This window comes from Allobosea sp. OK403 (genome assembly GCF_900113835.1).
Taxonomy (GTDB): domain Bacteria; phylum Pseudomonadota; class Alphaproteobacteria; order Rhizobiales; family Beijerinckiaceae; genus Allobosea.
In genome coordinates this window covers 59,081-81,579 of record NZ_FOQV01000007.1, presented here as the reverse complement: position 1 = coordinate 81,579, position 22,499 = coordinate 59,081, and the positions used below count along the sequence as shown (strand labels likewise).

21 protein-coding genes are annotated in these 22,499 nt (G+C 66.2%); 2 read left to right on the top strand and 19 right to left on the bottom strand.

The genetic code is table 11. From position 1 onward, the window contains the following. Positions 1-72 precede the first annotated feature (72 nt). The 12 genes from BMZ97_RS21255 to BMZ97_RS21200 form a co-directional block, all read right to left on the bottom strand. Entirely contained in the window at positions 73-1,452 is a 1,380-nt protein-coding gene (locus BMZ97_RS21255; RefSeq protein ID WP_092174723.1) for an aminotransferase class III-fold pyridoxal phosphate-dependent enzyme, read from the bottom strand. A gap of 51 nt (positions 1,453-1,503) precedes the next feature. Next, the gene (locus BMZ97_RS21250; RefSeq protein ID WP_092174307.1) at positions 1,504-1,920 is read right to left on the bottom strand and encodes a helix-turn-helix transcriptional regulator; all 417 of its coding nucleotides are present in this window, start codon (positions 1,918-1,920) and stop codon (positions 1,504-1,506) included. Positions 1,921-2,152: 232 nt separating this feature from the next. Continuing rightward, positions 2,153-2,746 carry an NAD(P)-dependent oxidoreductase gene (locus BMZ97_RS21245; RefSeq protein ID WP_175525658.1) on the bottom strand — a complete coding sequence of 198 codons (594 nt, stop codon included), beginning with the start codon at positions 2,744-2,746 and terminating at the stop codon, positions 2,153-2,155. Positions 2,747-2,786: 40 nt separating this feature from the next. Beyond that, positions 2,787-3,647, bottom strand: coding sequence for a GNAT family N-acetyltransferase (locus BMZ97_RS21240; protein ID WP_092174301.1), 861 nt, complete (start codon positions 3,645-3,647; stop codon positions 2,787-2,789). Between the two features lie 41 nt (positions 3,648-3,688). Continuing rightward, positions 3,689-4,411 carry a cupin domain-containing protein gene (locus BMZ97_RS21235; RefSeq protein WP_092174299.1) on the bottom strand — a complete coding sequence of 241 codons (723 nt, stop codon included), beginning with the start codon at positions 4,409-4,411 and terminating at the stop codon, positions 3,689-3,691. A 112-nt stretch (positions 4,412-4,523) separates the two neighbouring features. Then, a complete protein-coding gene (locus BMZ97_RS21230) occupies positions 4,524-5,549 on the bottom strand; it encodes an SIS domain-containing protein (protein WP_210188296.1) in 1,026 nt (341 codons plus the stop codon). Beyond that, positions 5,542-6,489, bottom strand: coding sequence for a carbohydrate kinase family protein (locus BMZ97_RS21225; protein ID WP_092174294.1), 948 nt, complete (start codon positions 6,487-6,489; stop codon positions 5,542-5,544). The genes BMZ97_RS21230 and BMZ97_RS21225 overlap by 8 nt, the downstream gene beginning before the upstream one ends. Continuing rightward, positions 6,486-7,562 (bottom strand): ABC transporter ATP-binding protein, encoded by a 1,077-nt coding sequence (gene ugpC, locus BMZ97_RS21220; protein WP_092174291.1) that lies wholly within the window; start codon positions 7,560-7,562, stop codon positions 6,486-6,488. The genes BMZ97_RS21225 and ugpC overlap by 4 nt, the downstream gene beginning before the upstream one ends. Continuing rightward, positions 7,562-9,079, bottom strand: coding sequence for an argininosuccinate lyase (locus BMZ97_RS21215; protein WP_092174289.1), 1,518 nt, complete (start codon positions 9,077-9,079; stop codon positions 7,562-7,564). The genes ugpC and BMZ97_RS21215 overlap by 1 nt, the downstream gene beginning before the upstream one ends. Positions 9,080-9,083: 4 nt before the next feature. Then, the gene (locus BMZ97_RS21210) at positions 9,084-9,917 is read right to left on the bottom strand and encodes a carbohydrate ABC transporter permease (protein ID WP_092174721.1); all 834 of its coding nucleotides are present in this window, start codon (positions 9,915-9,917) and stop codon (positions 9,084-9,086) included. 8 nt (positions 9,918-9,925) lie between these two features. Next, complete coding sequence (locus BMZ97_RS21205) at positions 9,926-10,852, bottom strand: carbohydrate ABC transporter permease (RefSeq protein ID WP_092174286.1); 927 nt, start codon at positions 10,850-10,852, stop codon at positions 9,926-9,928. Between the two features lie 215 nt (positions 10,853-11,067). After that, positions 11,068-12,309 (bottom strand): extracellular solute-binding protein, encoded by a 1,242-nt coding sequence (locus tag BMZ97_RS21200; protein ID WP_244546543.1) that lies wholly within the window; start codon positions 12,307-12,309, stop codon positions 11,068-11,070. Between the two features lie 188 nt (positions 12,310-12,497). Here BMZ97_RS21200 and BMZ97_RS21195 point away from each other — a divergent pair, with 188 nt between their 5' ends. Continuing rightward, on the top strand, positions 12,498-13,751 hold the full coding sequence (locus BMZ97_RS21195) for an ROK family transcriptional regulator (RefSeq protein ID WP_092174284.1): 1,254 nt from the start codon (positions 12,498-12,500) through the stop codon (positions 13,749-13,751). A gap of 36 nt (positions 13,752-13,787) precedes the next feature. On the opposite strand, the gene BMZ97_RS21190 is transcribed toward BMZ97_RS21195, so the two are convergent. The 5 genes from BMZ97_RS21190 to BMZ97_RS21170 all read right to left on the bottom strand — a co-directional run bounded on the left by BMZ97_RS21190 (position 13,788) and on the right by BMZ97_RS21170 (position 20,049). Continuing rightward, complete coding sequence (locus tag BMZ97_RS21190) at positions 13,788-15,071, bottom strand: four-carbon acid sugar kinase family protein (protein ID WP_092174281.1); 1,284 nt, start codon at positions 15,069-15,071, stop codon at positions 13,788-13,790. Between the two features lie 7 nt (positions 15,072-15,078). Continuing rightward, positions 15,079-16,353, bottom strand: a complete 1,275-nt coding sequence (locus BMZ97_RS21185; RefSeq protein ID WP_092174278.1) for a ribulose-bisphosphate carboxylase large subunit family protein — start codon at positions 16,351-16,353, stop codon at positions 15,079-15,081. Between the two features lie 184 nt (positions 16,354-16,537). Continuing rightward, on the bottom strand, positions 16,538-17,077 hold the full coding sequence (locus BMZ97_RS21180) for a VOC family protein (RefSeq protein ID WP_092174275.1): 540 nt from the start codon (positions 17,075-17,077) through the stop codon (positions 16,538-16,540). Between the two features lie 33 nt (positions 17,078-17,110). After that, positions 17,111-18,991 carry a TRAP transporter large permease gene (locus tag BMZ97_RS21175; RefSeq protein ID WP_092174716.1) on the bottom strand — a complete coding sequence of 627 codons (1,881 nt, stop codon included), beginning with the start codon at positions 18,989-18,991 and terminating at the stop codon, positions 17,111-17,113. Between the two features lie 41 nt (positions 18,992-19,032). Further along, complete coding sequence (locus tag BMZ97_RS21170) at positions 19,033-20,049, bottom strand: TRAP transporter substrate-binding protein (RefSeq protein WP_092174713.1); 1,017 nt, start codon at positions 20,047-20,049, stop codon at positions 19,033-19,035. A gap of 144 nt (positions 20,050-20,193) precedes the next feature. Between BMZ97_RS21170 and BMZ97_RS21165 the strand changes: the two genes are divergently transcribed. After that, positions 20,194-21,249: a LacI family DNA-binding transcriptional regulator gene (locus tag BMZ97_RS21165; protein ID WP_092174272.1), complete on the top strand. Its 1,056-nt coding sequence runs from the start codon at positions 20,194-20,196 to the stop codon at positions 21,247-21,249. Positions 21,250-21,261: 12 nt separating this feature from the next. On the opposite strand, the gene BMZ97_RS21160 is transcribed toward BMZ97_RS21165, so the two are convergent. Together BMZ97_RS21160 and BMZ97_RS21155 are read right to left on the bottom strand one after the other, a co-directional pair. Next, positions 21,262-21,597 (bottom strand): hypothetical protein, encoded by a 336-nt coding sequence (locus BMZ97_RS21160; protein WP_092174269.1) that lies wholly within the window; start codon positions 21,595-21,597, stop codon positions 21,262-21,264. After that, entirely contained in the window at positions 21,597-22,496 is a 900-nt protein-coding gene (locus BMZ97_RS21155; protein ID WP_348272124.1) for a DUF6772 family protein, read from the bottom strand. The genes BMZ97_RS21160 and BMZ97_RS21155 overlap by 1 nt, the downstream gene beginning before the upstream one ends. Between the last annotated feature and the right edge of the window lie 3 nt (positions 22,497-22,499).

Below are 22,499 nucleotides of genomic sequence, written 5' to 3'. Positions count from 1 at the left end.
CTCACCGGCCGGGAGAGCGTAGACGGTTCCGCTGGCCTCGGCAAAGCGAGGATCATGCCGGCATCGCCACGCTCAGCGCAGCTCCGCCTTGACCTCGGGAATGGCGAGCATGTCGTCGAGCGTCTGGCGCAGGCGCGTCACGATCAGGTTGATCTCGCTCTCGCTGCAGCACAACGGCGGAGCGAGCCCGATGATGTCGTCGCCGAAGGCCCGGAAGATCACGCCATTGGCGTAACCACGCGCAAAGAGATGCTCCGGCAGCCTGGCCGCGCGGGAGAATTTCTCCTTGCTCGCCTTGTCTGCGACGAGCTCGATGCCGGCGAGCAGGCCGCGCGCCCGGACCTCGCCGACGAGGGGATGGTCGGCGAGCGTTGCCAGCTTCTTCTCGAAATAAGCTCCGACGCGCTGGCCATTGGCGAGGATGCCGCCCTCGTCATAGAGCCGCAGCACTTCGAGGGCGACGGCGGCCGAAACGGGATGGCCGGAATAGGTCTGACCATGGCCGACCGGCCCACCGTCGGGGGCATTGTCCTTGATGCCGTTGTAAACCTTCTCGCCGATCGCGAGCGCACCCAGCGGCGCATAGCCTGAGGTCAGTCCCTTCGCCATCGTCATCATGTCCGGCACCACGCCTTCCGCCTCGCAGGCGAACATCGGCCCGGTGCGGCCAAAACCGGTGATGACCTCGTCGGCCAGGAAGAGGATGTCGAGTTCGGCCGCCGTGTCGCGCATCGCCTTGAGCCAACCCTTCGGCGGCACGATGACGCCGCCGGAGCCTATGACCGGCTCGCAGAAGAAGGCCGCGACATTGTCCGCTCCGAGCTCCTCGACCTTGGCGCGCAGCGAGGCGACGCTGGCTGCGATCACCGCCGCATCGTCGGAACCGGTCGGGTTGCGATAGGCATAAGGAGCGGCGACGTAGTGCCGGACATGGGAGGGGAAATCGAAATTCGCGTGGAAGGCTGGCAGCGCGGTGACGCCGGCGCCCGTCGAGCTCGAGCCGTGATAGCCGCGCTCCAACGAGATGATCGCCTTCTTCGTCGGCCGGCCGGTGACATTGTAGTAGAACTGGATGAGGCGCAGCGCAGCATCGATCGCGTCCGACCCGCCCAGCGAGAAATAGATGTGGTTGAGGTCGCCGGGCGTGATCTCGGCGAGCTTGGCCGCGAGCAGGATCGTCGGCTCGCTGCCGAAGCTGAAATAGCCGGTCGCATAGGGCAGTTCACGCATCTGCGCCGCAGCCGCCTCGACGATGCTCTCATGCCCGTAGCCGACATTGACGCACCAGAGGCCGGCGAAGCCGTCGATCAATTCATGCCCGTCCGTATCGGTGATGAAGGCGCCCTTGGCCGACTTCATGATGGTGACGCCGCGCTTCTCATGACCGGCCCAGTTCGCCACCGGGTGGACCCAATGCATGCGGTCGAGGGCTTCGAGCGAATTGACGGTCATGGACATAGGCCTTGATGAGTGGATGCTCTGGAAAACGAAGGATCGGGCGCGTCAGACCGCGACGGCCTGGACATAGCCGCCGCGCGCGGCCCGAGGCCTCTCGGGCTGCGTGAGGTCGCGCAGATAGCGCCCGGGCGTCACGCCGCAGATGCTCTTGAAATGGCGCGAGAGATGGCTCTGGTCGAAGAAACCGGCTTCGGATGCGGCCTGCGCCATCGGCACGCCCTCGCGCAGCAGCGCCTTGGCATGGCGAATGCGCCGGTGACAGATGAAGCGATGCGGCGTCAGGCCGACCTGCCGGCGAAACACCGTGACGAAGCGACAGACGCTCAGGCCTGCGAGAACGGCGAGGTCCTCAAGATAGACGCTGTCGGTGAAATTCCGCTCGATATGGACAAGCGCACGCCGGATTCCGGGGTTGATCCCGGGCGGGAGCTTTTCGCCGAAATCAAGAACGGGCTCTTGCATGGATCCGCTTTCCTTGCTCACGGCGCTGACGCCGCTTCGTCACAAGGCTAGAGGCAAGCCGCCATGCTGTCGGCGTGGTGTGGCGGGCCGCGGCGATATCCCCTGCGCTATTGGCTCGCGGCGACAGCAGATCGTGCTTCGAGCTCTCTCAATCGCGGCTGACGATCGACCGATCCAGGCAGTGCTACCCCGGCGCAACAGCGCCGCAAGGCGTCAAGCACGGCGTCGCCCGCTAAATCGTGCCAGTGATATGGCTGGTGATCAGCACGCGGGGGTCGCTCCAGAGCACATGGCCCTTTGGAAGCTGCGCCTCGGAGGAGACATCGAGCACAGCGGCCGAAATCTGGCCATCGTCGAGCGCTGCAAGCAGCGCATCCTGATCGAGATGATCGCGGCCACCCGCGCTCAGCAGCCGCGCGCCACGCGGCAGTTTTGCAAAAAGCGCGGCATCGAGCCCGACGCGCACCTCTCCGGCCGGTGGCGGCAGGCACACCAGGATCTCGCTGCGGGCGAGAAATTCCGCCATCTCGTCGGGACCGGCAGAACAGGCGACGCCGTCGATCTCGTACAGCGAACCACTCCAGCCCGCGACCTGGAAGCCAAAGCCCGCGAGCTTGCGGCAAGCGGCCTCGCCAAGCGCGCCCAGCCCGAGAACGCCGACATGGCGGATCGAGGCCGGCAATATCCGCATCTGCTGCCAGCCCTGGCTGCGCTGCATGGCGATATAGGGCACGAGGTCGCGATGCAGCGCCAGCACCGACATGGTGACATATTCGACCATGCCATCGACGATGTCCGGCTGGTCGGATTTGGAGTGAAGCGCCATCATATCCGCATTGATCCTTTCGCTCCCGGCTGGCCGAGATTCAGCCGAGTGCCTGGTTGATCACCGCGTAAAGCCGTGCGGGACCTGACGGAACCGGTTTTTCGCCGCGCACCATCGAGGTCACGGGGCCTGCAGGTTTCAGGCCGCTCTGCGTCAGCCAATCCTCCAGCCCGGTATCCAAGGGAACATCGATCCGCAGGAACTGGCCGCGTCGCTCATGCAGCCAATGCGCGATCAGGGTTTGCGCATCGCCGCCATTGGCGGCGACCACCGGGCCGATGACATGCCCCCGGCCGAAGCGGCGCAAGACGCTGAAGCCAACGGGCTCGCCGTCTCGCTCCAGCACGATGCATTCGCCGCAAGCGAGGAGCACCTCGAGCGCCGGTTTGCGCGGCAGTCCCGTCGCCTGCGTATCGAACCGCTCCAACAGCAGCAGGTCATCGGGGCCGCCGAGGCGCAGCGTCTCGCCGGGTTGCAGCACCGGCGCGGCGTCGGCGCGCGAGACGCCATGATACTGGAGCACGCCGCCCCAGGGCACGAAGCCGTTCCTGGCGTAAAGCGGCTCGCCCGCCACCGTGGCGTTGAGCAGTTGCGAGCGCCCCTGCGTCTGTTCGAGCAGCGCGCGTATCAAGCGCTTGCCGATGCCGCCGCCCTGCTGCGCGGGCGAGACGATGATCGAGCCGAGCGTGGCGTGGGTCTCGCCATAGGGCCACCACAGCGCCGACGCCACGATCTCCTCACCCTGCGTCGCAACGACGCCATGGCCGAGATCGATCAACATCTCCCAGTCTTCGGCGCGATGCGGCCAGCCGACGGCGTGCGACAGCCTCTGGCAGGCGACAGCATCGGCCAGCGCAACCTCGCGCAGGACCAGTGCCTCTTGAGGGACAGTGTCGGACATGACGGACTCCAGGGCCGGGACCGCGGCGCGAGCGCTGACGCTCAGCCGGCGACCTCCTGCACGACATAGAATTTGGCGACATGAACGCTGCTGTCCCAGGCGCAGGGCGCGCCATGGGCGACAAAGACGCTGTCGCCTTGATCGACGCGCGTGACGGTTCCATCCGGCCCGGTCAGATCGATGCTGCCCGCCACCACATGCATCAGCTCGTTGAGGCGGTGCGGGCGCAAAATCCGGCGATAGGGCGTCGAATCCCAAGTACCGGCGCGGAAGCGCGTGGCCTCGTCGGTGAAGGCGTTGAAGCTGCGGCACTGCGGCGTCGGCCCGACCAGCGCCTCGGCCGGCGGTGCAGCGGAGGGCGAAAGCGGCGCGTCCGCCAGGATCTCCTGCAGACCCGGCACCGCCGAAGATGTGCCGGTCGCAGCGCAGAAAACAAGGCGCGTGCCGGGTGCAGCCTCGGCCTTCAACGCGGTTGCGCGCGCGATCACGGCACCGCGGCCGGGCGAAAGCTCCAGGGCGGCCTTGCCGGGCTCGGCAAGACGCAGATGGCCGGCGACGACCACGACGAATTCGGTATGCGGAAACGCTGCGCTCTCATAGGCTCCTGCCAGAGTCACCCGGCCGGCAGCCATGGCGTCAGGCCCCGTCCAGGCGATCTCGCGCCCGGCGCCGAAGGGGTCGTTCGCGCCCAGCTCGGCCGACCGGAAGGGCGTGGCGAGCGGCGCATCGCCGGCCCGATTGAGAAGAAGAATTCCTGAGGACATCAGCCGCTGTTCCATCATTCGAGATGGTCCCGAGCTAACGCGAATGGCCCGGCCGTGATTGGACGGTTTTGTCGGCTTGCGTCGGAAGTGCTCCATGCGCGGCCAATCCGGCTCAGAGCGTCCGGGTCACCTTGTTGAGATGCGGGGGATTGTCGGGATCGAGCCCGCGCGCGACCGCAAGCGCGGCAATGCCGCCATAGAAAGCCCGCGCCTGGACCAGCGGGGCGAGCGCGGCAGAGACGTCAGGCGGCATCGGCAGGGCTGTGCCGAGATTCGAGCCATGTCCGGCATAGGCGATCTCGGCGCCGAAGCGCGCGAGCGCCGCCGCGACGGACAAGGTGCTGTCGCGCCCCTCATCGGCAGGATCGAGCACGATCGCCGGGAAGCCGGGGCCGACCAGCGCCAAGGGGCCATGCAGCACCTCAGCCGCGCTGAAGGCTTCGGCGTGGATGCGGCAGGTCTCCTTGAACTTCAGCGCCATTTCCTGTGCGATGCCGAGACCGAGGCCTCGGCCGATCACATAGAGGCTGGCGGCATCCTTCAGCCCCGAGAACATGGGCGACCAGTCGCAATCGCCCGCCTCAGTGAGCCGCCGCGGCGCCTGCTCCAAGGCAGAGACGAGCGCCTCGTCCTGGCTCCAGGCCGCCGTGAGATGAAGGAAGGCGATGCAGGTGGCGAGGAAGCTCTTCGTCGCGGCGACGCTTTTCTCCGGCCCCGCCCGCAACGGAATCAGCACATCGACCAGACCCGCCAGCGGCGACGCCTCGTCATTGACGAAGCCCACCACCAGCGCGCCGCCGCGCTTGGCCGCCTCGGTCAAGCGCAAGGCGTCGGGGCTATGGCCGGATTGCGAGACGGCGATGAACAACGCGCCGGAGAGATCGAGCTTGCCGCCATAGACCGAGGCGAGGCTCGGGCCGAGCGACGCCACCGGCAAGCCCAAGGTCCGCTCGATCAGATATTTGCCATAGGTCGCGGCATGGTCCGACGAGCCGCGCGCACAGCTCGCGACGAAGGCGGGTCTTTGCCGGCGCAAGCGCTCGCCAAGCTGTGCCATGACCACGGCATTGCCCGTGATCTGCCTTTCGGCGACCAGGGCGGCCTCGGCGGCCTCGCTCGTCAGAAGTGCTTCAGGCATCGATGCGACCATGCTCCTCGAGCAGCGTCTTGCTGATAGCGGCGACCCGGCCACGAGCGAGCCGCACACCGGCGCCGCCCACCCCCTGGACAGACAGCGTCCCGCACGCGATCCCCTCGGCAAGGGCCTGGCTCGGTGGACGGCCCGCGATCCAGGCCGCGACGAAGCCGGCATTGAAAGCATCACCCGCGCCGGTCGTGTCGAGAACCGGGCCGCCCTGTGGCGCGGGCAGGTTCAAACTCTGCTCGCGCTGGAACAGGCGCGCACCGGCCGCACCATCCTTGATGACAACGACGGGGAAATGACGGGCGAGCCGGCGGCCCGCCTGGTCGAGATCCTCGCAACCGGCAATCGCCCGGGCCTCGGAGGCGTTGGGCAGGAAGATATCGGTGCCGGTCGAGCGCAGGACCAGATCGGGATCGTGGATCAGGGCGTCGTCCCAGCTCGGATCAAGCGAGACGGTGAGGCCTGCGAGCTTGGCGAGCGAGACCAGTTCCGGACTCTCGGCGAGCGTCGCGAATTCGGCGATATGCAGATGGCGCGCCTCGGCATTCGCCAGGGCGGCTTCGAGCGTGGTGGGCCGCGCCTTGCCGGCCCGGCGCGACAGGAAGGCGCGTTCGCCTGCTTGCACCATCACCACGGTGGGTTGCGGCCCGGCATCGGGCGCCCGCTCGAGCCAGCGCAGATCGACACCGCTCTGCTGCAGAGCCGGTGCGATAGCCTCCGACAAGGGATCGGTTCCAATGCGCGCGAGCAGCGCCGCCCGCTCGCCCAGCGACGCCAGATGGGCCGCCGTGATGAAGCCGCCACCGCCAGGCACGACCGAAACCTCCTTGGCAAAGCGCTCCTCGCCGAGCCTGGGCAGCGCCTCCAGCCCGCGGAAGACGAGATCGCAATAGAGCCGGCCAATGCTGAGGACGAGATTGCGTCCGCCCTTCATAGCGCGCGCTCGCTTACGGCATCGAACAGCGTCAGGGCGGCAACAGTTGCGCCAAGCCGCACGGCCTCGCCGACAGCAGGCGGCGACTTGGCGGGAGCCGAGGCCAGGATCAACCCGCCGCCGAACTCGACATGGACGAAGGTCTCGGAACCGAGCGGCTCGATCACCGCCACGGTGCCGCTGAGCACGAGATCGGCCGGATCGTCGCCCGCCAGAACGCGCAATTGCTGCGGCCTGACGCCGACAAGGACATCCGCAGGGACTGTTCCGGCGGTGGCGGGCAAAACGACAGGCTTCTCGCCCAGGGCAAGCGTCGCGATGCCGGCCTGGGTCGCCACCCGGCCGGGCAGGACATTCATGGTCGGAGAGCCGATGAAGCGGGCGGTGAAGACATCGGCGGGCTTCTCATAAAGCTCCATCGGCGCGCCGACCTGAAGGATGCGGCCATCGCGCATCACGACGATGCGATCGGCCAGGGTCATCGCCTCGACCTGGTCATGCGTGACGAAGACGATGGTGGTGCCGAGCCGCTGGTGCAGGCGCTTGATCTCCAGCCGCATCTGCGCGCGCAATTGCGCGTCGAGGTTCGAGAGCGGCTCGTCGAAGAGGAAGACCGTGGGATCGCGCACCATGGCGCGGCCGATGGCGACGCGCTGGCGCTGGCCGCCGGACAAGGCCGAGGGCCTGCGCTCCAGCAACGGCTCCAGCCCGAGAATGCCGGCGACCTGCTCGACCCGCTTGCGCTTCTCGGCCTTGTCGAGCTTGGCGGTATGGAGGCCGAAGCCGATATTCTCGGCGACGCTCATATGCGGATAGATCGCATAGTTCTGGAACACCATCGCGATGTTGCGATCCTTCGGCTCCAGCCGGTTCACGACCTTGCCGCCGATGCTGATCTGCCCGCCGTCGATGTCCTCAAGCCCCGCGATCATGCGCAAGGTCGTCGACTTGCCGCAGCCGGAGGGGCCGACGAAGACGACGAACTCGCCATCGGCGACAGTGAGGTCGATGCCGTGGACGACCTGCGTCGCGCCATAGCGCTTGACCAGCCCTTGAAGTTCGATACCCGCCATTACGCCGTTTCCATCAGAGCGGCGAAGGCCGCGTCGAGTTCCTGCCGCGCGGCTTGTTCGCGCCTGGCGATGTCGCCTGCAGCGCCATCGGCCGCATCGAGTTTGGTGCGATAGCCCGCCAGCGCCTTGCCCAGCGCCTGCGGTCCCGGCCCGCCGAAGCGCTCACGCACCGCGACGAAGTTTTCCGGTGAGACCACGCCCGCGAAATCGCCTGCCGTCAGCGCCGGCTCACGGCCGGTGTGATGGCGGAAGGCCTCAAGGAAGGGGGCATAGCCATCACGCGGTAGATCGCCGTCGAGCGCGACGACGGCGCGCGCGACGCTGGCTGCAATCTCATGCGCGGCGCGGAAGGAGAGCCCCTCGCGACGCACCAGCGTATCGGCGAGTTCGGTGATGGTGATGCAGGAGCGGCGGATGTTCTCGGCGACGCGGCGGCCGTCGACGCTCATCGATGGCAGCAGCGCGGCGAGCAGATCGAGCACGCGCTCGCCCGTGGCGAAGGCCTGGTAGCCGGCCTCGTTGGTCTCGCCTTCCGCGTCGTTCATATCGGTGAAAGGGGTGTTGTGGACGACGTCCCGGACCAGCCGGGCGCGCGCCATCGCCTGCGAAGAGAGATGGCGCAGATGTTCGATCGGCACCGGATTGCGCTTCTGCGGCATGATCGAGGAGATCTGCACGAAGGCGTTGGGCACATAGAGCTGGCCGACCTCGAAGGCGGTCCAGACCTGCAGGTCCTGGATCAACCGGCCGAGATGCAGGAAGACCAGTTCGACCGCGCTATAGGTCGCGGTGACATAGTCGATCGCGGCGATGCAGCCATAGGAGTTTTCCAGCGGTGCGGCGAAACCCAGGAGATGCGCGACGCGGGCCCGGTCGAGCGGGAATCCGGAGGTGGTGATCGCGGCCGCGCCCATCGGCGAAAGGTCGAGCAAGTCGCGCGCCTGCATCAATCGCTCATGGTCGCGCAGCATCACCTCGATGGCCGCCGCCAGATAATGCCCGAAGGTCGTCGGCTGGGCCGGCTGACCATGGGTGTAGGCGACGATCAGCGTCGCCTTCTCGCGCTCGGCCAAGATCAGCGTCGCGGCGATCAGCGCGCGCAGCTTAATCGCAAGCCCGTCGAGGCGCGGCTTCAGCGCCAGCTTGAACAAGGTATGGTCGATGTCGTTGCGCGAGCGGCCGGTGTGCAGACGGCCGGTGTCGTCGGGGCTGAGCCGCTTGCGCAGCTCCGCTTCGATCAGGAAGAAGAAATCCTCGACCTCGCCGGTATAACTCAGCGCGGCCGGGTCGATCTCAGCGTCGATCTCATCGAGCGCCCTGGCGATCCGGCCGGCGGTCTCGCGCGGCAGGATGCCAGCCTCCATCAGCATGACGAGATGAGCGCGATCGATGGCGCGGAAACCCTCGACATGATGCGTCTTGGCCCCATCAAAAAGCGGGCGCAGCACCGTTTCCTTGTAGACCGGATCGGGGAAGACGGAGGTATCGCTCAGGCGCGGATCTGCATGTTTACTCATCGGATCAACCCTTCAGACCGGCCATCACCACGCCGCGCACGATGTAGCGCTGCAGCACGAGGAAGACCGTCAGCGTCGGCAGCGTCGCGAGCGCCGCGCCCGTCATGATCAGCTCCCACTGGATCTGCGACTCCACGGCGAAGCTCGAGAGGCCGACGGGCAGCGTGTAGAGTTCCTTGCTGGTCGTCACGATCAGCGGCCAGATGAAGGCCGTCCAGTTGCTCAGGAAGGTGAAGATCGCGAGCGCCGAGAGCGCCGGCGTCACCAGCGGCATGGCGATGCGCCAGAAGATCGAAAATTCGTTGAGCCCATCGACGCGGGCGGCTTCGAGGAAGTCGTCGGGCACCGTCTCGAAGAACTGCTTCATCAGGAAGGTGCCGAAGGCCGTCATCATACCCGGGAACATGATGCCCCAATAGGTGTCGAGCCAGCCGAAATTCCGGGCCATGACGTACCAGGGAATGACCAGCATCTCGGTCGGGATCATCAGGGTCGAGAGGATCGCCAGGAAGACGATGTAGCGCCCGCGGAACCGGAATTTCGCCAGGGTGTAGCCGACCAGGCTGTCGAAAAAGACGTTCGACAACGTCACCGCCGTGGCGATGCCCAGAGAATTGCCGAACCAGCGCAGGAAGCGCCCGTCGGACAGCACCGTGACATAGTTGTCGAGCGTCGGATGGGCCGGCACCAATCTGAGATCATAGACCTCGGAGGCGTCCTTCAGCGAGGTCGAGAACATGAAGAGCAGCGGCGTGATCATCACCAGGCCGCCCGCGAGCAGCAGCAGCCAGATGGCGATGCGGCCCGGTTGGAAACGGCTGGGCAGGGCGAGGGACAGCGCGGTCATCAGCGGTCCCTCAGCAGGCGCAATTGCAGGAAGGAGACGGCGAGCAGGACGAGGAAAAGCACCACCGTCTGCGCCGCCGCATAGCCCATCTCGAAGGAGGAGAAGGCGGTCTGGTAGATCATCAGCACCAGCGGCTTGGTGGCGTTCAAAGGCCCGCCGGGATCGCCGCTCGTCATGTTGTAAACCTGGTCGAAGATGCGCAGGAAGCCGATCGAGGAGAACACCACCAGGAAGATGATCGTCGGCTTCAGCAGGGGAATCGTGATCCGGCGCAGGATCGTCAGATTGGAGACGCCGTCGATGCGGGCCGCCTCGTAATAGGTGTTGGGGATGGCGCGCAGGCCAGCGAGGAAGATCACCACCTGGAAGCCTAAGCCCGCCCAGATCGCCGGCGCCAGCACCGAAGGCAGAGCCTGGCTGGTCGAGCGCAGGAAGGGCTGCTGCGGCAGGCCGAAACTTGAGAGCAGATCGTTGATCATGCCGATCGGCACCGGCTGATAGAACCAGCGCCAGACCCAGGCCATGGCGGCCGCCGTCGTCAGGAAGGGCAGGAAATAGAGCGCCCGGATGAAGCCGTGCAGGAAGCGGACGCGGTCGAGGTGATAGGCGATGGTGAAGGCCAGGATCAGGCTCACCGGCGTGCCGATGGCGAGATAGAGCACGGTGTTGCGGAAGACCTGCCAGAACACGACATCGGCCCAAAGCCGCTGGAAGTTCGCCAGCCCGACGAAGCCGGGCTTGGAGAACAGGTTCCAATTGGTCGTCGACAGATAGAACGCCTCGACGGTCGGATAGAAGCGGATCAGCGCATAGAACAGAATCGGGACGGCCAGGAAGGTCCAGGCCCAGACGACCTGCTTCCGGCGCAGCGAGAGCCCGCCCCAAAAGCGGCCGCCGGAGGTTTCCTGTTGGATTGGCATGCTCATCGCGACGAGATCTGACTCTACGGGGAAACTGTTTTGGCTCGCCCCGCCACGTCATTCCGGGCGGAGCGAAGCGGAGGCCCGGAATCCATCGGAGGGTTCCGGATCTCTAAGATGGATTCCGGATCGGCTCGGCGGAGCCTGTCCCTGGGCCGGCCGAAGGCCGGACCCGAGGGCCACTTGTCCGGAAAGACGATGCGGTTCCGAGGAAACTCGCCCTACTTCTTGTAGAACTTGTCGAGGATCGCCTGTTCGGCCTTGGCCGCCTCAGCGAGCGAGGCCTTGGCGTCCTGGTTCTGGATCAGTACGCGGTTGATCATGTCGAGCGAGACCTGGCGCTGGCCCATCTCGTCGACGAAGACCGTGGCATAGGAATAGTTCAGCGCCTTGAGGAAGGGCCCGTAGATCGGGTGATTCAGGTTTTTCTCGGTCTCGGCCGCGGCCTTGCGGGCCGGCAGTTCCCCGACAGTCTCGAGCCAGAGCTGCATCGCCTCGGGCGAGGTGACGAAGGCCATGAACTTCTTGGCGGCTTCGAGCTTCTCGCCGGTCGGCTTGGCAGTGATGGCATTGACCCAGTAGCTGGCGAAGTTCGCCTTCTTGCCGTCAGCGCCTGCCGGCAGTTCGGCGACGCCCCATTCGAAGGCCTTGATCGCCCCGAACCCGCCGAGCCGGAACGAGCCGTCGATGGTCATTGCGGCGCGGCCGGCGCGGAAGGCGGCCTGTCCTTCATCCATGAAGCCGACCTGGCCGACCTTGTGGACGCGCTGGAGATCGGCATACCAGTTCAGGGACTTGGCGCCGGCCTCGCTGTCATAAGTGACCTTCCGGTTGTCGTCGCTATAAGGCGCGCCGCCATTCTGGCGCAGCAGCGTCTCGCGCCACCAATGATAATCCTGCCCGGGGAAATCGAGCGTGATGCCGGCCGAGAGCATGTTGCCGGCAGCGTCCCGCTTGGTCGTCTTCTTGGCCATGTCGAGAAGTTCGTCGATCGTCGCTGGCGGCTTGGCGGGATCAAGCCCGGCCTCCTGGAACAGCTTCTTGTTGTAGAACAGCGCCAGCGAGCGCACCGCGGTCGGCAGGCCGTAATACTCGCCATCGCGCTTCATCGCGGAGACGATCGGATAGAATTCCTTCTCGATCATCGCCGGCGGAAATGCGTCGCGCGGCAGCGGCTGGATGAATTTGGCGGCGACGAAATTGTCGAGCCAGCCATAGAACAGCTGCACCACGTCCGGCCCCTGTCCGGCGGGAACGGCGGCCGCGATCTTGGTCTGGTAATCGGCATAGGGGAAGGTCGTGTGCTTGACCTTGATGTTGGGATTGGCAGCCTCGAACCGTTTGATCAGCTCGTTCATCGCCTTGATGCGGGCGTCGAAGACATATTGCCAGTATTCGATCTCAACGGTCTGAGCCGCCGCGCCGGTGACCGCACCGAACGAAACCAGCAGACCCAACAGCATTCCTCGAAAGCCGCGCATGATCCTCTCCCCTGTCGTGACGACGCCTGTGCCCTTGCCCTCAAATTCGGCATTCAAGGCGTGCGACCGTCATGCTCGCTCCGGCCCCACCATCCTGTCAATCGATTAATTCACTTGAGTTGGATTAATCGAAAGCGCAGCCTGTCTATCTCAAGAAGCACTGGCCCATCATGCCTCACCGCCGCTCTTCCCCGTCCCGCAGCGTCGCCGTCGGCACCAATCCCGAGCGAACGCGCAGCCATAACCGCCGCGTGGTGCTGGAGACGGTGCGCCAGCACGGCCGGCTCGGCCGCTCCGATATCGCCGCCCTGACGCGGCTGACGGCGCAGGCGGTGTCGAACATCGTCGCGGAGTTGGTCGGCGAAGGTTTCCTGATCGAGTTGGGGCGCCGGCGCACGGCGCGCGGCCAGCCGCCGATGGAGCTCGCGGTCAATGCCGATGGCGGCATGACCGCCGGCATGGAGATCGCGGCCGACCACATCACCACCGTCCTGGTCGATCTCGCCGGCGAAGTCCGGGCGCAGCGCATCGTGCCCTTGAGCGATTCCGCGCTCGAGGCCGTGCAGGCGCTCGCCGCTGCCGAGCTCGCCCTTGCCCGCACCGGGACGGGATTGCCGCGCCGCCTGCTCGGCTGCGGCGTGGTGATGCCAGGCCCGTTCGAGATCGAGGGGATGAGCTCGGTCGGCTCATTGCCGCTACCGGGTTGGGCCGGGCACGATGCCGGTCGGCTCCTGTCATCGGCGCTGCAGACACCCGTCACGATCGAGAACGACGCGACGGCCGCCGCCGTTGGTGAGCATCTGCACGGGCTGGGGCGAAACCTCAGGCATTTCTGCCTGATCTATTTCGGCGCGGGCCTGGGGCTCGGCACCATCATCGGCGGGCAGCCCTATCGCGGCGCCTTCGGCAATGCCGGTGAGATCGGCCATATCCCGGTCGTCCAGAACGGGCTCGCCTGCGCCTGCGGCGGCCAGGGCTGCCTCGAACGCTATGCCTCGACCCATGCGCTGAGCGAGGCCCTGCGCGCTGCCGGGATCACAGATACCAGCCCCGACGAGGTCGCACGGCTTCATCTGGCCGGGCACCCCGCCGTGCTGGACTGGATCATGGAAGCGGCCCGGCTGCTCGCGCCGATGCTGGTGATGCTGGAAAACCTGTTCGACCCGGAGACGATCATCCTGGGCGGCGGCTTGCCCGATGGCGTCATCGACGCCTTGATCGATGCGATGTCGCCTATGGCCGTCTCGGTCTCGAACCGCTCCGGCCGCAGCGTGCCGCGCGTGCAGCGCGGCGCGACTGGGCGGCTCACCGCCGCGCTTGGCGCAGCGGCCCTGCCGCTGCTTGACACGATGACGCCGAAACTCGACCGCACTGTTCTGCATGAGCAGGACGAAACCGCGGCAGCGGAAGAGCAGGCTTCCTAGAGCCGGATACCACTTCGCTCGAAAACGCTCCAGCGATCAGCCGGCGGTCGCTCTCGCGAAGAAATCGACCGGTCCCATCTGGCCGCCCTTCAGGACGATATCGAGATCGTCCAGGCGAAGATCGTCGCTATGAGTCCGGCAGAGCGGCGCGCCCGAAGCCAGCGGCCCCCGATAGGACAGCCCCCAGATGTCGAGCGATTTGACGGCGAGGCTCGACGTGTCGCCGCCGGCGACGACGAGCCGGGACAGGCGCGCTTGCGCAATGATGTCGCGCAGCAGCAGGCCGGTCGCCGCCGCGACGCTGCCGGCATTCTCCGGAGCCTGCGACGGACGCTCGGTGATCAGCATGACATGGCCCTCCGTCAGTCGCCGGAGAGCCTCCTGCCGCAGCGCCTCGGCATAGGCTGCGTCATCGAGGAGCCTGCGCGGCTCGATCGCCAGTTTCGCAAAGCCCGTCGCCACCTCGACCTGCGCCCGGGTCACCGGCGAAAGGCTGCCGACCAGCGCCAGCACGGGACCATCGCGCCGCACCGGAACGGCGCTCGCATCCGCAGCCTCCTCCTGGACACCCCACAGGCCAGCCAGCGCCTGGGCGACGGAGCTCGGACCGACCGCAAGCATCGGCTGCGCCTCGGCCCGCTGCGCGATCAGCTTGCCGATGACCGGGAGATCTGAGGCGCGGGCGACATCGAGCAGGACTGCGCCAGGCTCGGTGGCAAGGCAGGCCGCAAGCGCATCCTCCGCCCCGCTCTCCCAGTTGCGATAGTCGAGCAGGGCGATCTGCTCCAACCCCTGCGCCGTGAGATGCCGGCGCAGATCCGCCTCCGCCATCGGCGTGACCGGGTGGACGCTCATCGTCGGATGGCGGTCGATCCTGTGGACCACGCCGCCGATGCCGGCCGCGGCGAAGAGGTTTCCGAACAGGCAGTAGCGGCCGAGATTGGGCTGACCGCCGATGATCGGCAGGAACGGATTCTGAAAATACGGGCGCAGCGCCTTCACCGCCGCGCCAATGCTGCCCACATGTGGGGCGCTGTCGAAGGTCGAGCAGCATTTGTAGTGCAGCAGCGCGACGCCTTGCCCGGCGAAGAAGCGGCCGGCCTCGTCGAGCTCTGCCGCCATCGCGACGGGCTCCATCGAGCGGGTCGCCCCGGCGATGCCGATGGCGTCGAGCGGGCCGGCAGCGCTCAGTTGCTCCGGCGTTGGAATCCGCAAGAAGAGCAGCGCGCGCCGTCCCTGTTCCGCCAGCGCCGACAAGGTGTCGGTCGCGCCGGTGAAATCGTCGCCATACCAGCCATAGAGCGGCGATGGGTTTGCCATCAGGGCCTCAACCAGCAAGCTTGCCGAAGAAATCGAGCGCCTGCCGCAATTCGCCCTGCGTCCTGGCGGCCTCCGCCAGCGAAGTGCCGGTCGCTACGGCATCCCAGGCCTGGCGGATGCTGACCACGCCGGCCGCTGGCCCGCCGGGATGAGCGAGGATGCCGCCACCGGCCATGAAGAGCAGGTCGGAATGGCCGATCGCATCCCAGGTCGGCTGCGCCGTCCCGGCCCATTGGCCTGACGAGAAAGCCGGCATGACGCGGTCGTCGATGCCCGCGCTCAACGGCGTCACGCAATCCCTGGCGGAGGAGACGACCTCCTCGTCCTCCTGGGCGAATTTTCCCTGCAGGCCATGGACATGCATGTGATCGACGCCGGCAAGCCGCCAGAGCGTCTGATAAGCGGGGAAGGAGATACCGAGCATGGGATGGCGCGAGAGCGCGCCATAGCCGTTGCGATGGCCGTGTAAGGCGAGATCGGTCGAACGGCGCAGCGTCTCCATGGCCGAGAACCCGCACCAGTTCAGGCTCATCATGACGCAGGTACCACCCTCGCGCGCCACCAGATCGGCATGGCGGCGCATCGCGTCGGTCTCGTCGGTGATGTTGAAGGCGACCATCACCGCCTTGCCGGTGCGGTCCTGATGGCGGCGCACCGCTGCCATCACCGCCGGCACGCGCTGCGCCAGCGGCGCATGGACGGGATCGGCCGAAATCTCGTCATCCTTGATGAAATCGAGCCCCGCCTCGCAGAGCTTGGCGACGAGCGCCGCCGTCTCCTCCACGCTCAAGCCGACATTGGGCTTGATGATCGAGCCGACCAGCGGGCCTTGCGGAACACCCGTCAGCCGGCGCGTCCCGGCAATGCCCTGGCTCGGCAGCGGGAAGCGGGCCCGGAAGGAGGCGGGCAGCGTGATCGTATCGAGCCTGAGGCCTGTGACCTCGCCGAGATCAAAGAGATTGCCGGCGACGATCGCAGCCAGGGTCGCCAGATTGGCGCCGACATTGTCGACCGGAAACGAGATCGCGACACGCGCCCGCCGCCAAGGGCCAGAGACGCCTTTGCGGGCGAGCCAGGCATTGGGCAAGCTCGGCGTGGCGACCGTTTCAAGCTCCTCGACCTTGGTGACGACGGCACTCGCGCGCTCGCGCAATTCGTCGGTCTCGCCGGCGACGCGGGTGAAGGTGCCGCTGGACTGCTCGCCCGCCATCACCTGCGCCACCTTCATCGGATCGAGCGGAGTCTCGATCAGATAGGTCGCCTCGAAGCGTTCGCTGGTCATCTCGTCGATCCACTGTTTGGCCTGCCATCGTTCGGCCCGCCATCGCTCGGCCTGCCATCGCTCGGCCTGCCGCCATTACACGGAGGCGCGGCCGAATAAGCAATCCGGGGAACCGCCTGCGGGACGCGAGATTGCTTCGCCGCGCTCGCAATGACGGGGAAAGCGCCGTCTCGCCGGCCCGCCCTTAGAGCTTGCTGAGATCGGGGAAGGGACGCACGGGATCCTTGCCGTCCCAGCCTTCCGAGGCCTCGCGGATCAGGCGGAACATCTCGCCCTTGGGGCCGGCGACCTCCGACAGCTCGATCACGGTGCCGGGGTGGTAATGCGTGTCGAAATAGATGAAGCGGCCGCGCTCGCCGACTTCGCCCGACATCACCGGTTTGAAGCCCTGCGCGATCAGGCGTTCGAGATCGGCGTCGTAGCTGTCGGTCCAGTAGGCGACATGCTGCAGACCGCTATGCCCGGCTTGGGTGAAGTCGCGATACATCGAGGGCACGTCGTTGCGGCATTGGATCAGCTCGATCTGGAGCGGCCCGGAATTGGCCAGCGCGATCGAATTATGCGGCTCGTAGCTCTCGCCCTTGTAGCGGTAATTCCTGATCGGAACCTTCGGATTGTAGAAAAACGGTCCGACGCCGAGGACACGGCTCCAGTAGTCCATCGCCGCCTCGATATCGGGGACGACATAGCCAGCCTGGCGGATCTGGCCGAAGAAGCGGCTCATGGGAATGCCTCGCGTTCGAAGAGCGGTGAAGGGTCAGAATTTCAGGAAGCCGGTGGAGATCCACGGCACGGCGGCGACCACGACGAGGCCGATCAGCAGGGCCAGCATGTAGCCCCAGATGTATTTCAGGCCCTCGTCGGGATTGATCTTGCTGATCGCGCAGGCGCCGTAATAGCCAACGCCGAAGGGCGGCGCGAAGAGGCCGATGCCCATCGCGAAGATCACCACCATGGCGTAATGGACCTCGTGGACGCCGACCTGCTTGGCGATCGGGAACAGCAGCGGCCCGAACAGCACGATCGCCGGAATGCCCTCCAGCACGCTCCCGAGGATGATGAAGGCGACGATCGAGATCGCCAGGAAGCCCCAGGTTCCGCCCGGCATGACCGCCATGATCTTCGCCAGATCCTGCGAGAAACCCGATTGGGTCAGGCCCCAGGCCATGGCCGTGGCGCAGCCGACGATGAAGATGATCGCACCCGTCAGCGAGGCGGTGTCGACCAGCATGCGCGGCAGCCGGCGCCAATCGAACTGGCGGTAGACCAGAAGCCCCATCACGACGGAATAGGCGATGCCGATGGTCGAGACCTCGGTCGCCGTCGCCACGCCCTCGACGACCGCGGCGCGAATGACGAAAGGCAGCGAGACGGCCGGCAGCGCGACCAAAGCGAGCTTGCCGATCTCGCGCTTCGAGTAGCGCGCGACATGGCTGAGATCCTCGCCGCGATAGCGCCACCAGATCACGAAGCAGAGCGCGGCGCCGAGCACGACACCGGGCAGCATGCCGCCGGTGAAGAGCGCGGCGATCGAGACACCCGTCACGGAGCCGATGGTGATCAGCACGATCGAGGGTGGGATCGTCTCGGTCTGCGCGCCCGTCGCCGAGAGCAAGGCGACGAGATCACCGGGCTTGGCGCCGCGCTTCTGCATCTCCGGGAAGAGCACCGGCGCGATCGCGGCCATGTCGGCGATCTTCGAGCCCGAAATGCCCGAGACGAGATACATCGCCCCGACCAGCACATAGGACAGACCGCCGCGGACATGGCCGAGCAGCGAAGCGAGGAACTGGATCATGGCGCGGGCCATGCCGGTCATCTCGATCAGCGCGCCCAGGAAGATGAAAAGCGGCACGGCGAGCAGGATGAGATGGCTCATGCCTTCGTCGAGCCGCCCGACCATGACGATCAATGGCGTCGCGGTGGTGAGCGCGAGATAGCCGAAGGTGGCAAGCGCAAAGGAGAAGGCGATCGGCACGCCGGAGAAGACGTTGAGCGCCACCACCCCGACGAAGAAGACCACGAGGTTGAGCTTGCCCAGCGGCTTCAGCATGGGGCCGGCAAGCCAGAACAGCAGCACGAGAGCGACCGTCAGCCCCAGCGCCAGCAATACGGGCTTGAGCGAGCCGAAACGCAGCAGCCGGAAACACGCCGCCAGCAGCATCAACCCCATGCCGACGGGAATCGCCGCCGCGCGCCAGGCATTAGTGATCTCCAGCGCCGGGGTGACGATGAACCTCTCCTCCTCGGCATATTCCAGCGCATGGGGCAAAATCATCAGCAGGAAGGCGATCGAGGCGGTGATCGCCAGCGCCTCCAGAAGGCTGCGCGCCCCTGGCCCGACACGGCTGACGAGACCGGTCATGCGCATATGCTCGCCGCGCCGGAGCGCGACGACCGCGCCCAGCATCGACAGCCACAGGAACAGGATCGAGGCCAGTTCGTCCGACCAGATCAAGGGCTTGTGGAAGACATAGCGCGCCGTCACGCCCGCCCCGAGGATGACGATCTCGATCAGGACGAGCGCGGCCGCCACGGCCTCGACGAGGCCGCCGACCAGGCGATCGAGCTTGCCGGCAAGATGCGCAATGCCGTTCTCGGGGGCAGGCGCAGGCGACAGCGTCGCGTGACCATGCATGACGGGATCCTCCATCGGCTCGACCGCGCGACGCGCCGGCCTCAGGCCAGCTTGCCGACGGCGCCTTCGAGCAGCCCCCAGGCCTCGTCCCCGAAGCGCCCCTGCCAATCCTTGTAGAAGCCGGCCTCACGCAGCTTGGCGCGGAAGGAGTCGGGATTGGTCTTGTTGAAGGCGAGGCCCTTGGACTGCAGATCGGCCTGGACCGTTTCGTTGAGGCCCTTGATGTCGGCGCGCTGCTTGACGCCGGCCTCATTGATGGCGTCGCTGACGATCGTCCTGACGTCGGCCGGCAGGGCGTTCCAGGCGCGGCCATTGGCGATGAACCAGAAGCCGTCCCAGATATGGTTGCTGATGGCGCAGTTCTTCTGCACCTCATAGAGCTTGGCGACCTGGATGATCGGCAGCGGGTTCTCCTGCGCGTCGACGATCTTGGTCTGAAGCGAGGAATAGACCTCGCTGAACTGCAGGCTGGCGGGAGCGGCCTCCAGCGCCTTGAACATCGCGATCGAGAGCGGGCTCACCGGCACACGGATCTTCAGGCCCGCCATGTCCTTGGCGGTCTCGATCGGCTTGCCTGACGTCGTCATCTGGCGGAAGCCGTTGTCCCACATCTTCTCGAAGGCGAAGAGGTTCACCTTGGAGATCGCGGCGCGGACATGGGCGCCGAGCGCGCCGTCCATCGCCTTCCAGACCTGGTCGTAATCGGCAAAGGCAAAGCCCACCGCATTGATCGCAGCGACAGGCACCAGCGTCGCGATCACCAGCGCGGACGGCGTGAAGAAGGTGATGCCGCCATTGCGGACCTGGCTCAGCATGTCGGTGTCGCCGCCAAGCTGGTTGTTGGGGAAGATCTTGATCTCGACCCGGCCGTTGGTCTTCGCCTTGATCTGTTCAGCGGCCTCGGCGGCGCGCACGTTCAAGGGATGGCTGAGCGGCAGGTTATTGCCGTATTTCAGTTCGATCTCGGCGGCGCGCGCGATATGCGGCATGCCGATGAGAGGAATGGCCGGCGCGGCGGCAAGCGTGCGCAGCACCGTGCGGCGGGTCAATGACGTCATTGTATCCTCCCTGGATCGCCTTGCGACCTGATTGATCGTCGTCTTCTTGCCAAAACGATAGGAATTGCCGATGAGGTCCGTCAAACTCATTCTCTGATGGTTTTTGATTGGATTTGAATGCCCCTCTCTCAGAATGACAACGCTATGGACGAGGGCGCGGAGAGCCCGCCGCGCCGCCGCCTCATGGCGCGGATGGACGATGTGGCGCGGCTCGCCGGCGTCTCGAGCGCGACCGTCGACAGGGTTTTGAATCAGCGCCCGGGCGTGCGCGCGGTCACGGTGCAGCGCGTCCTGAAGGCGGCCGGCGAGCTCGGCTACGTCATGGATGGTGCCCTGCCGGCAAGCGCGCTCAAGCCCTTGCGTCTCGCCTTCCTGATCCCCGCCGGTACGAACCGCTTCCTCGGCATGCTCGGGCGCTTGATCGGCAGCTCTCAGGACCAGCTCGCCTCGTTCAACATGCGGGCGCGCGTCGACTATATCGAGAGCTTCAAGCCCGAATTGCTGGCCCAGCATCTGCGCCGCATCGGTCGCGACGTCGACGGCATAGCCTTCATGGCGCTGGAGCATCCGACGGTGCGCGAGGCGGTCGATTGGCTGGCCGAGCGCGGCGTGCCGACGGTGACGCTGATCTCCGACATCGCCAAGACGCGGCGCGTCGCCTATGTCGGGCTCGACAACCGCTCGGCGGGGCGCTCGGCCGGCTACCTCATCGCCCGCTTCATCGGGCCCAAGCCCGCCAAGGTCGCGATGATCGCCGGCAGCCTGAGCTACCGCGCCCATGAAGAGCGCGAGATGGGCTTCCTGCATCTGTTCGAGGAGCTCTTCCCGGCAATCGAGGTCGTCGGCCTGCGCGAGGGCCATGACGACGAGGCCAGGAATTATCGCCAGACCAAGACCCTCCTGGCGCAGCACCCCGATCTCGCCGGCATCTACAATATCGGCGGCGGTCCCGAAGGCATCGCCAGGGCGCTGAAGGAAGCCGGCCGGCAGCATGAGGTCGTCTTCGTCGGCCATGGCCTGACGGCGGAGACGCGGGCCTTGCTCATCGAGGGCGCGATGGACGCGGTCATCACCCAGAATCCGCAGGCGGCGCTGATGGATTGCGTCGCGATCTTCGCCAATCTCCGCGCCGGGCGGCCGGCCCTGCATGGCACGGCAAGCCCGCGCACCGAGATCATCCTGCGCGAGAACCTGCCGTGAGCGACGGTGGCCTCAAGCCTTGAAGTGCATGCTGACCAGCACGGTGATCTGCGCCCCCGCAGGCAAGGACGCCGCGACACGCAAAAAATTGCCGAAATGGGCGACGCGCTGGAAGGTGACGGCGTCTTCCGCCGCCGGCAGGTCGAATTCCGAACCTTCCGGGGCCCAATGCATGCCGTCGGCCGAGATCTCGATGCGCGCCTTGGGGAGTTTGCCCTTGGGTGGCTTCAGCGCCCGCACGAAGATGATCGCTTCCTTCGCCCAGCCGGCCTCATAGGGTTCGGTCGCGCTCATCCCCGTCCAAATCTCGTTGCGGGCGACGATGGCGGTGAGGTTTTCGGGCAGCATCAGAAGTCTCCCGACAGGCAGACGGAATCGAGATAGGCGAAGGCGCGCTTGTCCGTGTCGGTTTCTGCGAAGAAGCCGATGTTCAGCATGCACCAAAGGTTCTTCATCGCCGGGATGCGGATGCAGTCATAGGTCGACATGTCGAAGACGCGGTCATTCACCTGGAAGCGCGTCGCCTGCATCGTCGCGAGATCGAAGTCGAAGCGCAGATAGTGCCAGTTCACCTTGGTCGGGATCTCGTTGTAGCAGAGCCGCTGCTCGCCGCCGGGCAGGTCCTCCCAGTCGGTCGGGGCGAGATGGTAATGCGTGATCGTCTTGCCGGCCGTGCCGATCGGCTTGATCGGCGTCGTCTCGCGCTTGAACTGCCATTTCTGCAGATGCACGCCGTTTTCGGCGTTGAGGAAGCGCAGATGTGGCATCACGCGATTGCCGCCCGCACCATGCTGGTCGCCGACCTGGAGGTCATAGAGGAAGCCGAAGGAGCGGATGTCGGTCTCGGAGAGCTGGAGCTCGGTCGCCTCGGGCTTGAAGGTGAAATAGGTCTCGAGCCGGATCGGGCCGGCCTTGCGAAAGGTCAGGCGCTTGATCGCGACGTTCTGCGCACCCGTCTTCGGCCGCGTCGCGATCTTCAGCGCATAGGAGCCGTCGACCCCGCCATGCGAGCCGAAATCCCAGTTCGGTAGGGTCGAGAGCATGGCATGGCTGTGCTGGGCGTAGCCCGGCAGCATCGCATCGAGCGAGTGCTCGTAATTGCCGACGAGCTGGGTCCAGCCGCACATGCCACGGTCGAAATCATCGAGGCAGATGATGCGCGGCAACGGGTCGAAGCGGCTCAGGCTGGGATCGGCCTCGCGGATGGCGCGGCGCATGTCGTCGAGCTGCGAATTGGGTGAGGTCATTGG

Coding starts and splice junctions, on each gene's coding strand:
- BMZ97_RS21255 (WP_092174723.1), bottom strand. CDS start 1,452: ATGACCGTCAATTCGCTCGAAGCCCTCGACCGCATGCATTGGGTCCAC.
- BMZ97_RS21250 (WP_092174307.1), bottom strand. CDS start 1,920: ATGCAAGAGCCCGTTCTTGATTTCGGCGAAAAGCTCCCGCCCGGGATC.
- BMZ97_RS21245 (WP_175525658.1), bottom strand. CDS start 2,746: ATGGCGCTTCACTCCAAATCCGACCAGCCGGACATCGTCGATGGCATG.
- BMZ97_RS21240 (WP_092174301.1), bottom strand. CDS start 3,647: ATGTCCGACACTGTCCCTCAAGAGGCACTGGTCCTGCGCGAGGTTGCG.
- BMZ97_RS21235 (WP_092174299.1), bottom strand. CDS start 4,411: ATGTCCTCAGGAATTCTTCTTCTCAATCGGGCCGGCGATGCGCCGCTC.
- BMZ97_RS21230 (WP_210188296.1), bottom strand. CDS start 5,549: ATGCCTGAAGCACTTCTGACGAGCGAGGCCGCCGAGGCCGCCCTGGTC.
- BMZ97_RS21225 (WP_092174294.1), bottom strand. CDS start 6,489: ATGAAGGGCGGACGCAATCTCGTCCTCAGCATTGGCCGGCTCTATTGC.
- ugpC (WP_092174291.1), bottom strand. CDS start 7,562: ATGGCGGGTATCGAACTTCAAGGGCTGGTCAAGCGCTATGGCGCGACG.
- BMZ97_RS21215 (WP_092174289.1), bottom strand. CDS start 9,079: ATGAGTAAACATGCAGATCCGCGCCTGAGCGATACCTCCGTCTTCCCC.
- BMZ97_RS21205 (WP_092174286.1), bottom strand. CDS start 10,852: ATGAGCATGCCAATCCAACAGGAAACCTCCGGCGGCCGCTTTTGGGGC.
- BMZ97_RS21200 (WP_244546543.1), bottom strand. CDS start 12,309: ATGCTGTTGGGTCTGCTGGTTTCGTTCGGTGCGGTCACCGGCGCGGCG.
- BMZ97_RS21195 (WP_092174284.1), top strand. CDS start 12,498: ATGCCTCACCGCCGCTCTTCCCCGTCCCGCAGCGTCGCCGTCGGCACC.
- BMZ97_RS21190 (WP_092174281.1), bottom strand. CDS start 15,071: ATGGCAAACCCATCGCCGCTCTATGGCTGGTATGGCGACGATTTCACC.
- BMZ97_RS21185 (WP_092174278.1), bottom strand. CDS start 16,353: ATGACCAGCGAACGCTTCGAGGCGACCTATCTGATCGAGACTCCGCTC.
- BMZ97_RS21180 (WP_092174275.1), bottom strand. CDS start 17,077: ATGAGCCGCTTCTTCGGCCAGATCCGCCAGGCTGGCTATGTCGTCCCC.
- BMZ97_RS21175 (WP_092174716.1), bottom strand. CDS start 18,991: ATGCATGGTCACGCGACGCTGTCGCCTGCGCCTGCCCCCGAGAACGGC.
- BMZ97_RS21170 (WP_092174713.1), bottom strand. CDS start 20,049: ATGACGTCATTGACCCGCCGCACGGTGCTGCGCACGCTTGCCGCCGCG.
- BMZ97_RS21165 (WP_092174272.1), top strand. CDS start 20,194: ATGGACGAGGGCGCGGAGAGCCCGCCGCGCCGCCGCCTCATGGCGCGG.
- BMZ97_RS21160 (WP_092174269.1), bottom strand. CDS start 21,597: ATGCTGCCCGAAAACCTCACCGCCATCGTCGCCCGCAACGAGATTTGG.
- BMZ97_RS21155 (WP_348272124.1), bottom strand. CDS start 22,496: ATGACCTCACCCAATTCGCAGCTCGACGACATGCGCCGCGCCATCCGC.